This is a genomic window from Streptomyces sp. NPDC005648 (assembly GCF_040605395.1).
Classification (GTDB): Bacteria; Actinomycetota; Actinomycetes; order Streptomycetales; family Streptomycetaceae; genus Streptomyces.
On sequence record NZ_JBEXCS010000016.1, the window covers coordinates 1 to 12343 of the forward strand.

13 protein-coding genes are annotated in these 12343 nt (G+C 68.8%); all 13 read right to left on the bottom strand.

Translation table 11 applies throughout. The annotated features are described in order from the left end of the window. Positions 1–440 (bottom strand): N-acetylmuramoyl-L-alanine amidase (locus tag ABZT17_RS11940; protein WP_356347016.1); only part of this gene is annotated, 440 nt, incomplete at its 3' end. Between the two features lie 63 nt (positions 441–503). Next, positions 504–1001 carry a hypothetical protein gene (locus tag ABZT17_RS11945; protein WP_356347018.1) on the bottom strand — a complete coding sequence of 166 codons (498 nt, stop codon included), beginning with the start codon at positions 999–1001 and terminating at the stop codon, positions 504–506. Beyond that, positions 998–1435 (bottom strand): hypothetical protein, encoded by a 438-nt coding sequence (locus tag ABZT17_RS11950; protein WP_356347020.1) that lies wholly within the window; start codon positions 1433–1435, stop codon positions 998–1000. Before ABZT17_RS11950 ends, ABZT17_RS11945 begins: the two co-directional genes overlap by 4 nt. Before the next feature lie 8 nt (positions 1436–1443). Then, positions 1444–3888 (bottom strand): LamG-like jellyroll fold domain-containing protein, encoded by a 2445-nt coding sequence (locus ABZT17_RS11955; protein WP_356347023.1) that lies wholly within the window; start codon positions 3886–3888, stop codon positions 1444–1446. Positions 3889–3892: 4 nt separating this feature from the next. Then, positions 3893–7543: a hypothetical protein gene (locus tag ABZT17_RS11960; protein ID WP_356347324.1), complete on the bottom strand. Its 3651-nt coding sequence runs from the start codon at positions 7541–7543 to the stop codon at positions 3893–3895. A gap of 94 nt (positions 7544–7637) precedes the next feature. Further along, the gene (locus ABZT17_RS11965) at positions 7638–8204 is read right to left on the bottom strand and encodes a hypothetical protein (RefSeq protein ID WP_356347025.1); all 567 of its coding nucleotides are present in this window, start codon (positions 8202–8204) and stop codon (positions 7638–7640) included. 16 nt (positions 8205–8220) lie between these two features. Next, positions 8221–8730, bottom strand: a complete 510-nt coding sequence (locus ABZT17_RS11970; RefSeq protein ID WP_356347027.1) for a hypothetical protein — start codon at positions 8728–8730, stop codon at positions 8221–8223. Positions 8731–8739: 9 nt separating this feature from the next. Beyond that, positions 8740–9726, bottom strand: a complete 987-nt coding sequence (locus tag ABZT17_RS11975) for a phage tail tube protein (protein WP_356347030.1) — start codon at positions 9724–9726, stop codon at positions 8740–8742. 3 nt (positions 9727–9729) lie between these two features. Continuing rightward, entirely contained in the window at positions 9730–9939 is a 210-nt protein-coding gene (locus ABZT17_RS11980) for a hypothetical protein (protein ID WP_356347032.1), read from the bottom strand. A 12-nt stretch (positions 9940–9951) separates the two neighbouring features. After that, complete coding sequence (locus ABZT17_RS11985; RefSeq protein ID WP_356347034.1) at positions 9952–10416, bottom strand: hypothetical protein; 465 nt, start codon at positions 10414–10416, stop codon at positions 9952–9954. Further along, a complete protein-coding gene (locus ABZT17_RS11990; RefSeq protein ID WP_356347037.1) occupies positions 10416–11231 on the bottom strand; it encodes a hypothetical protein in 816 nt (271 codons plus the stop codon). Before ABZT17_RS11990 ends, ABZT17_RS11985 begins: the two co-directional genes overlap by 1 nt. A 12-nt stretch (positions 11232–11243) precedes the next feature. Next, positions 11244–11918 (bottom strand): hypothetical protein, encoded by a 675-nt coding sequence (locus ABZT17_RS11995; protein WP_356347039.1) that lies wholly within the window; start codon positions 11916–11918, stop codon positions 11244–11246. Further along, on the bottom strand, positions 11918–12322 hold the full coding sequence (locus ABZT17_RS12000) for a hypothetical protein (protein ID WP_356347042.1): 405 nt from the start codon (positions 12320–12322) through the stop codon (positions 11918–11920). The genes ABZT17_RS11995 and ABZT17_RS12000 overlap by 1 nt, the downstream gene beginning before the upstream one ends. Between the last annotated feature and the right edge of the window lie 21 nt (positions 12323–12343).

Genomic DNA, 12343 nt, shown 5'->3' on the forward strand with positions numbered 1-12343 from the left:
TGGTACTGGGCGTCCGGGTAGGGGTCCTTGCCGTTGCCGAGGTTCTCGATCTCCAGGCCGTACAGGCAGTCGTTGCCGTCGGCGTTGGCCTGATCGTCCTTGGGCAGCGGACTCGTCTCGGCACGCAGAGCGTTGAGGACGTCGAGGTCTACCAGGCCGGCGTGGTTGGCGCGTCCGTGGCCGACCATCCACAGGCCTTCGGTCTGGCCGAGCCAGGAGTGGCACAGTGGGCCGGGGAGGTCGGATCTGCCGTCGAAGCAGAGTTCCTTGTCGCCGTGGCCGGCCGTGTGATGGATCAGGACGCCGATGACGGGGCCGAAGACCTTGCCGGTGACGGCCTCTCGGTTGTGCGTGGCCCAGCCAGCGTGCTCGTTCACGGTCAGGCCCTCGGCTCTGAGGACCTCGAGCATTCTGGCGGCGGTCAGCGGAGTGGTGGACAACGGGTCCTCCAGGGCAAAAGGAAAACCCCGGCCGACGGCTCGGGGCGTGGGGAACGGGGTGGGTCAGGATGCGGCTTCGTAGACGACCGTCATGCGCAGCTGAGCGCCGGAGGCAAGGGTTTCGGGGACGGTGGCCGTGAGGCCGAGCAGGCGGGCGTCGGTGGCCGATGTGGACATGAACGGGGTGGTGGTGTTGGCGTTGGCGCTGATGACGGTCTCGCCGGCCCACCGGGCGGTGCCGAGCAGCTGGCAGGCGGAGACGAGGGCTGCGCCGGCGTTGGCGGCCTGGGCGGGCAGGGAGAAGGAGTAGGTCCCGGTGCCGTAGGTGGTCGACGACCCTGAGATCAGGTTGATGTGGCAGATGACCGTGCGGCCGATCTTCATATAGCGGCCGGTCAGCGTGCCGTTGTTCAGGACGGGCGCGGTACCGGACGACGTCCAGGTCGGGTTGTAGGCCGTCCACCCGGCGAACATGCTGTTGAACTGGTCGCGTATCTCCTGGTTCATCAGCGCGGCCGAGACCACCTCGCCGACCACCCAGGTACGCGGGGCGAACGTCATGACGACTCCCTCATGGGGCCGGGATCCGGTACCGGATCCGGCGGCCTGTTCGGGTTGTTGGGGTCGTCCTCGTTCCACCAGTTCCGCAGCCCGGGCTTCAGGCCCATCAGGCTGGCCTCGACGGCGGCGACGTCGGCCGGGAAGACGATCGCGCACCAGCCCCAGCCGCATTCGGTGCAGGCGTAGCGGGGGTCGGCCGGTGAGACGACCGCGGCGGACCCGCACGACGAGCAGTCGGCGATCCACCGGTTCTGGTTGATCCGCGCGAAGTACACCTCGTCGACGATCTCCTCAGGCGGGGTGACGCGTCGGCCCATGCGGGTCTCGTACCAGCGCCACACCAGCAGCGCGGCCGGGATCAGAGCCCAGGCGTCCGCAGGCTCGGGAGGCGGCGGGACGTAGAACGTCTCGGCGCGCACCACGGCAATGGGCATGAGGGCTCCTAGTAAGCGAGGCGTGTGGTGGAGTCGAGGACGGAGTAGACCGGGTCGTCCAGCACCCACACCGAGTCGTTGTTGGTGGCGGAGGTGTGGAACTGGATCACGTGTGAGTTGTTGCGGATCGTCTCGGTGTAGCCCTCGACGGTGACCCGCATCGACGACGCCGGCGCCTGGGCAGGCAGGTTGGTCACGGAGAAGTACGAGCTGATGTCGGCGGCGAGGATGCCCAGGTAGCTGGACATCGTGAGCGCCTCGATCGGCACCTCGCGCAGTTCCGGCGCCGGGTCGGCGTAGCGGGAGACCCGCCAGTACGCGGCGTCCAGCACCGAGTTGTCGGACGTCTTGAGGATCGAGAGGGCGCCCGGGTCGTAGACCCCGAACGCCAGGACGCTCGACGGCGCGGACACCTTCTGGGTGGCGCCGCCCGGCCTGCTCGCCTCGATGGTGTTGACCAGCTTCTGATCGTCGTCGGCCAAGTCGACGTTGCGGGTTTCCAGGTCGGCGTAGTCGGCGGTGAAACTCTCGCCCGCCGGGGCCGGGTTGTAGCGCAGGTCGCGGGACTGGAAGGCGAGCCCGTATCCATCGCGGACGGCGAACAGGCGGGCGGACTCGGTGCTCTCCACCTCCCGCATGCGGGCCACGACCTGGCTGCCGCCCGGGCCCTGGGAGGCGATCGGGTCGAACGTGGCGCCGGAGATCGTCACGCTGGTCAGTCCCGCGTAGCTGGCCAGGCGGGTGAAGCGCACGTCGGCATCCTCGCCGGAGAAGCCGGTCATGCCGGCCGTGTAGTGGCCGGTGATGAGCGGGCCGACGGAGTAGTCCAGGGTCTGGTAGACGGCGACGTGCCCGATCTGCCCGTTCCACAGGCGGGTGTTGCGGTAGCCGCCGACGTGCAGGACACGCTGGTCGAAGCCGCGTGGCACCGCGAGGGAGGAGTCGACGAGGGTGCCGTCGATCCACACCTTGCCCTCGCGCTGGTCGTAGACGACGTGATGCCAGTTGCCGTCCGCGAGCGTGGTCGGCCCGCTGACCGTCTCCACGGTGAGGGTGCTGGTGAGGTTGGACGTCCACTCGATCTGCAGGTTGCCGCCCGCCGCGATGGACAACAGGTGCTGGTAGACCAGGTCGGCGGAGTGCATGCCCATGATGCAGCGGCCGGTGGTCGTGGTCTGGAACCAGGCCTCCCAGCAGCGGTACAGGGTGCCCTCGTACTGGGGGCCGAGGTCGGCAGACAGCCACTGGCCCACGGTCGCGGACGACGGCGTGAACACCGGCAGGCTCTCGCTGGTCTCCGGCGGCCCGGAGGCGCCGCCGAGGGTGAGGGTGCCGCCGACTCCGGACTGGGTGATGGCGAGCGACGGGGCGCCGTTGCCGCTGATGTCGCCAGCGGTGGCCGAGGTGCTGTCCTCGGACAGCGGGTAGTACACCATCGGCGCCTGGACGAGGATCTCCTCGGCTGCCATCGACCGCAGCGCGGACAGCCGGTTGAGGCGCTTGAACAGGTCCGTGCACGAGACCGTGACCGTGGAGACGAGGCCTTCCCAGTCAACGGGGAACTCGTTGACCATGCCGTAGAAGCGCGGCCGGACCGTCGCGCCGACCACCTCCACCTCGAAAGCGTCGGCGGTGCCCACATCGCGGTGGGACTCCATGGAGAACGTCACCGTGTCCGTGCCCACCCAGGCCGGGGTGGCCAGGGTGCGGCGGACCGTCCACACGTAGCCGTCTCCGGACGTCTCCCAGTACACGGTGCCGGATGCTTCCCGGACCCTCAGCCAGCCGTGCTGGATCGGGTCGTAGGTGAGGGTGACCGCGGCCCCGTCGGCGTAGCCGACGTCCGACCTGAAGGAGATCTGTCCGCTTACCCGGTTGTGTTCGATCCCGATGCGTGTGCCCGCGGTCGCCGAGTTCACGAAGAGGCCCGCGGTGCACGCGGTCGCCGTCGAGGCGGCGGGCAGTGTCGCGACCTTCACCCCGACTTGGCTGCCTGTCAGCTTCCAGGTGCGGGCGGTCTGGAACCCGGCGAACACGCCGGCCGCGCAAGGGATGTGCGCGCGGCCGCCGACCTCGGTCACGCCCCCGAAATTCCCGCCCCAGGTAGTCGTGTTGATGCGGTTGTCGTCGAAATCATCGCCCAGCATCGCGAGTGGGTAGGGCGCCGCCCCGGACACGGTGGGCAGCGTGTAGACGCTGATCCGGATCGGCGCGTTACGCCGCACGAACGGGTAGTACGGGCTGGCGCTGTTGCCGGGCGTGAACCGGCCGTCCGCGTTGTCCAGGCGCAGGGTGGCCGTGCCGGGCTGCGTGTCCGACAGCTCGTCCGAGGCGCCCCGGGCGATAGTCACCCCCGCCTTGATGACGTCGACGTACTGGGTGATGTCCGTCCAGGTGATGGTGGCGGGAAGCTGCACCAGGCCGCCCCAGCCCATCTCCACCAGCAGTGGCACGCGATCACCCCACCTTCAACTCGACGTTCATCCCGAACACCCGCTTCAGCTCCAGCAGTTCGCGGCGGATCTCCTTCGCCGTGGCGATCGGGTCCCGCGCATCGGTCACGCTGATCTGCACGTTCATCGACCCGCCACCGGAGCGCATGACCGCCGGCAGCCCCGCCGTGGGGGCGATGGCTGCGCGGCCGGCCATTCGGCCGGACACGGCCTTCATGGCCCGGTCGATGTGCGGCAGACCTGCCAGCACGCCGACGGCGATACCGCGGGCCGTGTCGACGCCGTCGGGGATCAGCTTGCGGGCAGGGGACTTGATGCCGAGAGCCTTGCGCAGGGACTTCTGCATGCTCTTGGCGATCTTCTCCATGAGCTTCTCGAGGTCCTTCTCCTGGGATGCCAGGCCCGCGAGGAACCCCTTCGAGGCGTTCTTCCCGGAGTCGTAGAGAGCGTCGGCTCCCTTCCGGCCGAGCTTCGTGGACTCCTGGTCGATCTGCGTCTGGGTCTTGTTGATCGCCGAGAACGTCGCTTTGTCCGCCCCGACGAGGGCGGAGGCGTAGGCGTAGCCGTCGACGGGGCCCATGTCGAGGACCTCCCGGAGCAACGCCTTGTTCAGGCCCTTCTTCGCGAGGGTGGAGATGTACCGGCTGAACTGGCGGATCTGGGCCAGCTTCTGCGCCAGCCCCGACTTGATGCCACCCGCGGTGACCTCGCCCTCACCCATACCCAGGTTGGACAGGCTGGCCGAGGAGCGGGCGGTCTTGGTGAGGTCGGACGCGTAGCTCTTCGCCTCGGCGATCTTCGCGGCGATCTTGTCGCGCTTGGCCGCCAGGTCGAGGAGCCGCTTGGTGTCCTTGTCGACCATCCGCAGCAGCCCGGACTCCTTCTTCCCGGAGAACGCGGTACGGATGTCTTTGGCCAGGTCGGCAGCAGTCGACTTGATCTTGTCGCGGGTGCCGGTCAGGCCGATGACCAAGCCCTTCCCGACGTCGGCCATCAACGCCTTGGCCTTCTTCGATGGCGACGCGATCTGCAGCTCCTCGCGAATGCCGGCCGTGACCTCGCCGGCCGTCACCCGGGCAGCATCGTTCACCTGCCCGCGTGCGCCGAGCATGCCGGCGGCCAGCCCCTGCGCGACGGCCGCGCCCGAGCTGGTGGCGCTGCGGGCCGCGAAGCCGGATCCGCGCAGCATGGACTGGGTCTTCTTCGCGTCGAAGACGGTGGCGTCCTTGCCGAACACGACTAGCTCGGGACCCTCTTCGCCGACCATGGCGAGCTCCCCGGCCTTCGGCGTACCGCCGCTGGCGTAGGGGGTGATCCCCGGGATGCTCTTTCCCTTCTGGACCGTGTTCAGGTAGGTCGTCTTGTAGATCCCGATACCGATGGTCTTGCTCTTCAGGCTGTCGACGGCGCCCTTCACGTTCTTGATCGCCGACAGGGCGGCGCCCGTCTTCGCCGTCACGGTGACCGACCCGTTGGGCAGCCGCTTCACCTTCAGGCCGAAGCTGGTCAGGAGCTGCTCAGCCGCCGTGGACAGCGTCTTGAGCGTGACGCTCTTCGACCCGGGGGCCGCCCGGACCGCGGCGTTGAACGCCTCCAGGTCCCGCTGTGCGTCCTCCTTCCGCATCGTGACCGTGGTGGTCCTGTCCGGGATCTGTAGGATCTGGTTCGCCAGCTGCGCGGCCTGGCTCTTGGTCAGGCCCATCGCCTGAGCTGACTTGATCAGCTCCGACCGGCCGCGGCTGTAGATGCCGTTGACCGTCTCCCACGACGAACCCGACTGCCGCGCGCTCGCCGCGGCCTCGTCCGTCTTCGAGGCCAAGTCCTGCAGGGCGCTGGCCGCGTTGCGGGCCTTCTCACTGTTGAGGTTGAGCTGACCGTGCGACATCGTCAGCGCGCCGGCGTTCTCACGGGCCGCCTTCGCCGCGGCGTCGATGGCGGCCTCGAAGCCGATCATCCCGCCGAGCCCGGCCCTCTGAGCATCGTTGAGAGCCTGAATGCTCTGCCGCAGACCGTCCGTACTCTGCTTCTGCGCGTCGAGCTTCTGCTGCACGGACTGCGCCTGCGCGCCGAAGACCCCCATGGAGTCGGCCGCCAGCTGCTGCTCGAACCGGCTGTCGGACAGGGCGTCCTTGTAGTCGTTGAGCTGGCCGGTGAACTTGCTGGTGTCGCGTCCGCCCTTACCGTACTCGGCGGTCAGCCGCTTGACCGCGGCCGCCGCCAGGTCCGACTGGCCGTTTTGCACCAGCCCGGCGAGCGCCTTGTCGACAGCGTCCAGGTTCTCCTTGGCGTCCTTGACTGGTGTTGAGTCCCACCCGGTCCAGCCGACGAGGAACTGCTGGATCTTGTCGGTCGTGCTGGGATCAGTGAGGGAACGGACCTTGTCGTACAGCTCGCCGAGGTCCTTGCCGAACGCTCTGGACGCCTCACCGGTGACCCGGCCCGTGGAGCCCAGCTGCTTCAGCGAGTTGGTCAGCTTGTCGACGTCCGGCGGTGCCTGCTTGCTCGTCTGGGACAGCGACGTCAGGAGCAGGACCAGCAGACCGATTCCCGTACCGGCGACCGCGGCCTTCGCACTCAGGGACAGTGCGCCGATGGCCGCGCGAGCTCCCGCGAGGGCGCCTGGTGTGCCAGCCGCCGCGGTGCGCATCGCGATGATCTGTGTGGCGAACCCAGCCAATGCGGTGCGACCGGCCGCCAATGCGAAGACTGCCGCCTTCGTCGCCTTGAGCGCGAACGCCAACTGCAGGAAGAGGGCGATCGCCTCGGGCGGTACAGCACCGACCAGCTTGGCGACAACCTGAACGACCTGCAGCAGGCCCACGCCGACGTCGCTCCCGGCCTGCAGAACGTGCACGAGGGCCATGGCCACACTGCTCAGGACACTCGCCACGGTCGGCCCCTGGGCCTTCGCCCAGTCCATGAACTCACGGGCGGGACCGCCGAAGTTCTTGCCCTGGCCCGCGTTGAGCAGGTGCACGATCTCGTTGTTGACGCTGCGCAGCGTCTTCTGCGCGAAGTTGGTGAACTTGCCGTCCAGGCGGTCGAGGCCCGGGGAGGCCATCTCACCGCCGATGATCGTGACGAACCGGTCGGCCTCCGCCGACGTGACCTTCACCAGGCCGGTCGTCTTCGGCAGCAGTGCGTCAACGAGTTCGAGCCCCTTGGTGAAGGGCGCCATGGTGTCGCCGGCCAGGCTGTCGGACCAGGCCTTGTAGTCGTCCTTGAGTACGCCGAGCTCAGCGGCTGCCTTCCGCGTAGCGGGAGGCAGAGCTGCCATGCTCTCGGCGTACAGGATCTGCGCCTGGATAGCCTGCTGGGACGACGCCCCGTTCTTCTTGACCGCGTCGTCGTACTTCTTCTGCGCGTCCGCCGCATCGCTGAGCGCGGAAATCTGCGGGATGAGCGCGGCGCCCATTGCCGCGACCGCCACCGCGACGGTGCCCGCGCCAGCGGCGATCGGCGCCAGCGAGGCGGCCGCAGGGATCGCCGCGGGCGCCAGCAGCAGCGCCGCCTTCTTCAGCTCCTCCAGCGCTTTCCCGCCGGCCTTGCTGTCCTGGTCCAGCCGGGACAGGCGGCGTGCCAGGCGGTCGCTCGCATCGCCCGCCCGGTCGAAAAGCCGGGACAGTTCATCGCGGCCGGTGAGCAGGAAGTTCATCGTGGGCACTACTCACCACCCCCTTCGGGCTGCTGGGACTGGAGGGACTGGTGGCGGTGCATCCACGCAATGAGCCCGAAGAAGTCCGGGAGCGTCAGGTCGTCGACAGCTCCGGGTGGGATGTGGAGGAGGTGGGCGAAGAGCCCGAGCCAGTCGCCTCGGACGACGTCGATGTCGGCGTCGTGCTCGAGGGGCTGGACTCCTCCGGCGGCGGCTGCTGCTCCGGGGCGTCCTCGGCGGTCGACTCTTTTGGGCCTGCGGCCTTCTCAGCGATGAGCTGCTCAGCATGCTCGGGGTCGACGGCCACCGCGATGATGCGCTGCAGGACGCCGACCACATGATCCGTGGTCACGTCCGGATCCGTCTCGGCCAGGGCGAAGGCGTTGTCGACGTAGTCGGTGACCTCCTGCCTGCTCATGCGGGTGGTCATTTCGGTGATGAGCGGGTCGAAGTCGCCGTACCGCAGTGTCGGCTCGGCCCGCTTCTTGATCACCCAGACGATGACGCGCATGGCCTCGGGGTCATCGGAGTCGAGACCCTGCTCGATCTCCCCCCACTTCATGCCGGCCGTGCGCTGCGCGATGGATACCTCGGAGACGCGCAGGCTGCGGGCGTCGTATTCCTGCGGCTCTCCACCTGTGGGTGTGTAGACGATGATCAAGGGGGGTTGCTCCTGCCTATTCGAGGTGCCGACGCACGTCGTCGGCGACGCGCTCGACTTCGCGGGTGATGCGGTCGGTGTGACCGCGGACGGTCTTGTCCCACCAGCCCGGGTTGGCGGACTGCTGCGCCCAGCGGCGGCGGTTGCCGAAGACGGGGTGGCGGATACGGCCGGTGTTGATGACGTCGGGCATACGCCGCAGATCCGGCGGGAGGCGCCCCTTGTCGACCCACACGCGAGCGCCCGGGTCGCCGGTGGTGCGCACGGAGATGCGGATGGCCTCGGCGATCGTGGCCCGCATAGGGCGGGTGGTGAGGGTGGGGCCGCCGCGTTTGCCGGTACCGCGGCCCTGCGAGCGGATGTCGAGGCGGCGGATCGTGTCCTGCAGGTCGTTGCGCAGGGGTTCGGCGGCACGCCGGATGCGGCGTTGGAAGCTCTGACGGATGTTCTCGTGACCGGCCCGGCGCAGCCTGGCCGACAGCTCGAGGAGCTGGCCGGTGCCGATCACGCGGACGTTCTGGACCATGAGATCACCTCACAGCGTGACGTCCGTGCTCATGTATTCGATCTTGGGGAGGTTGGTGCCGTCGTACAAACCGGTGAAGTTGAAAGTGGGCTTCACGACGCCGAAGCCGTCGACGGTGGGCGGGCCCTCGTCGAGCTTGATCGCGGGCAGTGTGATCCGGAACGTCTCGAAGTACGTCGACGCGATGTTCGCGCCGATGAACTCCCACACCAGCGAGGTCGCCCCGTCGGAGGTGTGGAGGTCGTCCAGGGTCGTCGCGACGTAGTCCGTCTCGAGCGACCCGGTGATCTTCACCTGGTCGTTCTCGATCGGCTCCTTCTTCAACGAGGCCTGGTTCGCGTAGAACCGTTCGACGTCCTGGGGGCGTTCGATCTTGCAGGACACCTTGCGGATGCCGTCCAGCGCCGTCTCAGCGCCGTACGTTCCGGTCTTCAGCGCCATCTGCCCGAAGTGGAATGGCGACATGTTCGAGTAGCTCGCGACCGCCAGGGTCTGGCTCTCATCGCAGTCCTTGCCGTCGACCTCGAACGAGCCAGTGAGCATCTCGCCCACACCGCAGGCGAACTCACCGGACGTGATCTTGCAGCCGATGAAGGACTTGTCGGTGACCGTGCCCGTGGTCAAGGGCACACCCTTCTGGATCATCAGGCTCTTGCCCGCGACGGAGGCGAGCGTGTGGGTCTGCAGGTACGCGGTCGTCGCCGCCTGCTGCACGGGCGTGACCGTCGTCCCCATCAGGGACTGCAGCAGCACCCCCATCCCCTTGTTGGAGACCTCCATGTCGAACGACCCGGTGACCTCCTTCCGCGTGACGACTCGCCTGGACGACAGCGGCAGCAGACGGCCGGCCGCGATCCCCGCAGACTGCGCGGTCGTCTTCTTCAGGGCGAGCGATTCCTTGGTGAACTCGATGAACTTCGTCGGCGCCAGGAAGGTGCCGTAGCTGCTCTCGGCTGCGATGCCCATCTGGGCGCCGAGCCCGGATCCGATCGCCATGGATCAGCCCTCCGTCTTCTGCGGCGTCTTGGCCGCGGTCTTCTTCGCTGTCGCGGCCTTCGGCTCCTCGACGGCCTCCCATGCGGCGGGCTGGCACACGTAGCCGTCGAACCGCTCGTCGGGCACCTTGACGACCTCGTCCGGCTCGACGGTCCGGTCACCGAGCTCGGGCACCCTTACCGGCTCAGGGCCGATGAAGCGCACACGCGCCATGTCTCCTCCTCCTCAGATCCGGGCGTGACAGGTCACCGTGAAGTTCAGAGCGGCCCGTACGCCCTGGTCGGCGAAGTACTGGCGCAGTACGCCAGCTGTGAGGTGCGCCCACATCACGGCGCCGTTGAGATTCGGCGCATCGGGGTTCACGTTGGTGGCGCGCAGGCGCTGCTCGAGCTCGCCGAGCAGCTCGAAGACGCGGTTCCGTACGGTCGCGAAGTCGGTGTCGCCCGACCAGACGTCGATGCATCCGGCGATGGCGAAGTCCTCGTCGCGGGTGCGGGCGCCGGCCGCGTTGAAGGTCTGCGTCAGCTCGGCGGCCTGGTCGTTGTCGGGCACCCAGCCGATGGCGATGAAGTCCTGCGTGTTGACGTCGTCGGTGGGCGGTCCGTCGAAGACGTCCACGTTGTCGATCGGTGGATCACGCAGGATGCCGACGAGCTGGGTGATGGCGTTGGGGACGGCTGAGGTGGCCATCAGGCGATTCCTGGTCCGTCGTCGTCGGGATTGAGCATCTGCCGGGCCCGGTTGGGGATGGCGTAGCCCAGCCCGGGAATGGGCTCGGTGACGTCGAAGTCGTCCATTCCGCGCTGCGGACGTCCGGGCCCGGACACGGTGCGCCACAGGTGCTGCAGGATCAGCTGGGACCCGGCGAGGATGTTCGCCGAGATGATCGGCCGGCCTGCGCGGTAGACCACCTGCAGCGGCCCGGTGAACAGGCCGCCGTCCGTACGGGTCACCGCGCCCGTGACCGGGTCGAGGTGCAGGAGACCCGTGTCGTAGTCGTAGCCCCCAGCACGCAGCGAGGTCACGGAAACCAGGGAGATCGCCGGGGTCTTGCGCAGGGCGAGCGAGCGCTCCAGGCCGACCTGGTGGTCCTCGGTCACCGTGCGCACGACCACGGGGCCCACGAAGTACTCCACCGCCCGGGTCGTGGCCTCCAGCCAGAACCGGACGAGCGGGTCGTCCGCCGGACTCTCCTTCTTCAGGAGGCTCTTGGCGTCCTGCAGGGAGAGCACCGTGGGCGGCGCCTGGTCGCGGACGTCGAAGCTGTCCGTGTAGGCGTGCGCCGGGCTGGTGAACACCCAGCGCACGGTGTGCCGTCCCGCGTCCGCTGTGACGTAGTCGGCCCGGTACTGGCCCACCGTCGACGTCTCGGCGGCCGTGGGAGTGGCGGTCGTGCCATCCGGCAAGGTCACTGTCACGGTAGCCGTGCCGGCGGTGACGAGGGCGCCGCCCGGTTCCCGGCATTCGGCGGTCAGGCGCGCGGTCGCGCCGAGGTCGTACGGCACCTCTCGCCTCCTCTACCAGTCGCGGGTCTCGGGCGCGGTCTCGCCGCCCCCGCCCCGGGAGAACTCCGCGGCCTTCTCCGCCCCGAGCTGCCCGCCGCCCTCGGCTGCGTCCCGGGCCCGGGCGGCCGCGAGGATCTGATCGCGGTTCTTGACGATGCCCGCACGCGGGGGATCGCCCTGGGTCGCCTCGATGTCGAGCACGCGCAACGCCTCCTGCTCTCCGACGGTGTCGAGGTAGGCGAGCACCTCCTTGTTGGTGTGCTCGCGGGGATCGAACAGCTTGGGCGCGGTGGCCTCCTGCGCGGGGTCCTCGTTCTCGAGGTCCGCCGGATCGGCAAGCGAGTCCGGGGCTGCGCCGTCCTCGGCGGTCGCCCGGACCGGCAGGCGTACGGCCACCGACCAGCGCACCCACTGCCGCCCGTCGTCCTCCGCGTCGTCCGGAGGGTCGGTGTCCTCGACCGTCGCGGCGAGGACCTCGAGCGCCTGGCCGTCCTCGCCGACCACCACCGGCACACCATGCACCTCCGACGGCGCCGCACCGGCGCCGTCCTCCTGGTCGTTGGCGAGCTCGGCACGGTGCCCGTCGGCCCACGCCGCGGCCTCGTCGTTGCTCACCTCGATGACGTCGCCGGGGGCCCACGAGAAGTCGGCCCCGGCGATCGCCTCGAGCACCCTGATACGCGGCATCAGGGGTGCACCACCGGCGCCACACGCGGGTTGGCCAGCAGCACCGACGCCCCGTACGTGCCGCCCGACGTCGTCCCGGACGCGGTCACCGCCAGGCGGACGTAGCGCTTGGTGCCCTTGTAGCCGACGACGTACATCTTGTTGTCGTCGGTGGCGCCGATGGACGGCTCGGTGCCCTGCAGATCCGAGGACGCTGCTGAGGTGAAGGTGGTGTTGTCGTCGGACTCCTGGACGTCGATGGCGTGGGTGCCGTCGGTGATCGTGCCGGTGTGCACGATGAACATGCAGTCCTGGAAGCCGGCTCCGTTGAGGTACCGGTCCACGCCGGTGCCGTTCGCCGAGGCGGTGCGGGTGGCGATTGCCAGGGTCTCCCGCACGGTGACGTTGCTGTACGCGTCCTTCACAACGCGCTCCTTCCTGTGAGT

Bases quoted from the DNA above. Each gene is read 5' to 3' on its own strand.
- ABZT17_RS11945 (WP_356347018.1), bottom strand. From the start codon at position 1,001: ATGACGTTCGCCCCGCGTACCTGGGTGGTCGGCGAGGTGGTCTCGGCC.
- ABZT17_RS11950 (WP_356347020.1), bottom strand. From the start codon at position 1,435: ATGCCCATTGCCGTGGTGCGCGCCGAGACGTTCTACGTCCCGCCGCCT.
- ABZT17_RS11960 (WP_356347324.1), bottom strand. From the start codon at position 7,543: ATGAACTTCCTGCTCACCGGCCGCGATGAACTGTCCCGGCTTTTCGAC.
- ABZT17_RS11970 (WP_356347027.1), bottom strand. From the start codon at position 8,730: ATGGTCCAGAACGTCCGCGTGATCGGCACCGGCCAGCTCCTCGAGCTG.
- ABZT17_RS11975 (WP_356347030.1), bottom strand. From the start codon at position 9,726: ATGGCGATCGGATCCGGGCTCGGCGCCCAGATGGGCATCGCAGCCGAG.
- ABZT17_RS11980 (WP_356347032.1), bottom strand. From the start codon at position 9,939: ATGGCGCGTGTGCGCTTCATCGGCCCTGAGCCGGTAAGGGTGCCCGAG.
- ABZT17_RS11985 (WP_356347034.1), bottom strand. From the start codon at position 10,416: ATGGCCACCTCAGCCGTCCCCAACGCCATCACCCAGCTCGTCGGCATC.
- ABZT17_RS11995 (WP_356347039.1), bottom strand. From the start codon at position 11,918: ATGCCGCGTATCAGGGTGCTCGAGGCGATCGCCGGGGCCGACTTCTCG.